Origin of the sequence: Sphingobacterium sp. UBA7253, assembly GCF_002472745.1 — a bacterium.
In the GTDB taxonomy this organism is placed as follows: domain Bacteria; phylum Bacteroidota; class Bacteroidia; order Sphingobacteriales; family Sphingobacteriaceae; genus Sphingobacterium; species Sphingobacterium siyangense.
In genome coordinates this window covers 1-2,679 of sequence record NZ_DKSP01000020.1, presented here as the reverse complement: position 1 = coordinate 2,679, position 2,679 = coordinate 1, and the positions used below count along the sequence as shown (strand labels likewise).

General features: G+C 42.3%; 3 protein-coding genes. 1 reads left to right on the top strand and 2 read right to left on the bottom strand.

The annotated features are described in order from the left end of the window. On the bottom strand, positions 1 to 643 hold a 643-nt coding region (locus B2X72_RS01395; RefSeq protein WP_286848113.1), incomplete at its 3' end, for a PfkB family carbohydrate kinase. 199 nt (positions 644 to 842) lie between these two features. Further along, positions 843 to 2,165 (bottom strand): sugar porter family MFS transporter, encoded by a 1,323-nt coding sequence (locus B2X72_RS01390; protein WP_075991614.1) that lies wholly within the window; start codon positions 2,163 to 2,165, stop codon positions 843 to 845. 292 nt (positions 2,166 to 2,457) lie between these two features. Between B2X72_RS01390 and B2X72_RS01385 the strand changes: the two genes are divergently transcribed. Continuing rightward, a partial coding sequence (locus tag B2X72_RS01385; RefSeq protein ID WP_286848112.1) for a hypothetical protein occupies positions 2,458 to 2,679 on the top strand: 222 nt, incomplete at its 3' end.

Below are 2,679 nucleotides of genomic sequence, written 5' to 3'. Positions count from 1 at the left end.
TTGCCTCATTAATTGCAAAACGGGCCATGATCAAGTCCACACGCTGCTGATCGGTATAGGCATCCGTTGCGCCATTCCAGTCGGAAATAACATGCAGTTCCTCGGCATTCATTTTCACAAAATCAGCGTATCCCAACAGTTTATGTATTTTTTCCGGACCAAAATAAGGTGTACGCAGGTTGACATCCATCACCCGGAAGCGGGCTTTTTCCAGCAGTAATAGCAAGCTTTGAAAACTTACTTCATCCCGACAGGCTAGACTACCATACACCAAAAAATCCACCGCTGCAACTGCCTCAAGAACAACATTGTCCACCGCTATTCTATCCCAAGCTACAGGATAAACGATATCGTAATGCACGTCGCGTTTTGCATCGATCGAAACCTCTACTGTTGAAGTTGGTAACAGGTCATCGTACTGGAAGAAATCGGTCGGGATACCCAGATCTTCACATACGTTACGCAACTCGTAACCATTATCGTCACGCCCTATGCGCGTTAGCATACGCGTCGTAACCCCCAATTTATTGAGGTGATAAGCCACATTCAAAGGCGCACCGCCTAATTTTTTACCTGTAGGAAGATTGTCCCAAAGAACCTCGCCAAAACAAATACCCTGTATTGATTTATCTCCGTTTTTCATATTTTCTCCTTTTTATACGAAGCTTCGGCCGAGCGCCAAAAACCAAGTAACAAATTGATTATTATATTTCCCTTTAAATTCAATGTTGACAATAGATACACACAACATGTTATCACATTGTCTTTGATTAAATAACTTTCGATAGGCGCCAGTCGCGTCATGGCTACTTCGACACCTATTGGTGTAGTCCAGCTAAAGACTAATGTAGATTGATGGTATGCCCAAGATCTTCCAATGATTTCCCTTTTGTCTCCGGCATAAACTTGAGCACATAAACAAGCTGCAGCACCATAAATAGGGCAAAGATCAAGAAGGTACCCCCGCCACCGAGCATTTCTGTCAAGGCTGGGAAACAAAAGGTGATAATCGCCGCCATCACCCAATGTGTCAAGCTACCAAATGTCTGCCCTTTGGCACGTACGTCGTTCGGAAAAATTTCCGAAATAAATACCCAAATCACCGCACCTTGCGAGAATGCGAAAAAGGCAATGAAACTCATCAGATAGATTGTGATCGCAAAACCCGTCGTTTGGTTGGTATAAAAAGCATGTGAAACGAGTGCCAATGAAACAATCAGCCCGATCGAGCCCACCAACATTAATTTTCTTCTGCCCACCTTATCGATGAAATTGATCGCCAGCAACGTAAAAATAAAATTGACAACCCCTATACCAACTGTCGAAAGCAATGAACTCTGTGAGCCCAAGCCGGCCATTTCAAATACACGGGGGGCATAGTAGATAATTGCGTTGATACCTGAAACTTGATTGAACAGCGCAAAACAAAAGGCCAATAAAATAGGTTTGGCATTTTCGCGAACGAAGAGTTTGCCTTCTCCTGCGGAATTGTTTTTGGACTCCTGAATTTTTGAAATCTCCAGCTCGTAACCATCCGAATTAATTTTTTTCATAATCCGCGTTGCCTCGGCCAAATTCCCTCGGTGCAGCAGCAACCATCTCGGACTTTCCGGGATGAGGAAGATCAAACAGAAGAATAACAACGACGGAAAGCACTGCACCCCCAGCATCCAGCGCCAGGACTCCTCCCCTACCTGACCGATAAAGTAATTGGACAGATAGGCAATCAGAATCCCCAATACGACGTTGAACTGGAAAAGTCCGACCAATTTTCCACGCGATGCCGCCGGAGATATTTCCGATATATAGATTGGTGCAGTTACCGAAGAGACGCCAACGCCTATACCACCCAAAAAGCGGAATAAAATAAATATCGTCCAGTCATTCGCCAATGCGCTGCCTATTGCTGAGATAAAGTAAAGAGCTGCAACCGCAAATAAAGTATTCTTACGCCCCAACTTATCTGAAGGCAGTGCACCCAGCGCTGCTCCAACAACTGTTCCGATCAATGCAATGGCCATGGTCAATCCATGCTGAAACTCACTTAAATGCCAGTGTTCCTGCACGGCCTTTTCTGCTCCTGAAATAACCGCTGTATCAAATCCAAATAAAAATCCGCCTAAAGCCACTACAAAGGACCAAGCTAGTACCGTGTTTTTGTTCATGTGATGATCTATAATTGATTAATCCAAATTTAACCCTAGTTTCATCTTAACTTAAATTTGAGCTTCACAAAAACATTTATTTATGTAACATTTTTTAAAAAACGTTAAAACACTAAAAATCTGAAACTTATACCAGCATTACTTTTTAAAACTTTCACTTTTTAAACAGAAAATTTAGAAAATGATACATTTTTGAAAGTTTCCATATCAGTGTAAAGAATACACTAACAAAGACGAGGTTACCCTAAAAAAACTAAATAATGTATATTCGGATATTGAAGGGAAAAAAATCATGGGAAAATATTTCATTTATGGTGGCATATTGATCCTGCTTCTTTTTTGTGGATGCCAACCAATGGTCCGGAAGAAAAAGCAGGTCATCGCATTTTCGCAGTGTATCGGAAACGATGCCTGGCGACAAACGATGCTCGAGGAAATGAAAAGGGAACTTTCCTTCAATCCCGATATTGACTTTCTTTATCGCGACGCACATGGCGACAATAATGTACAGATG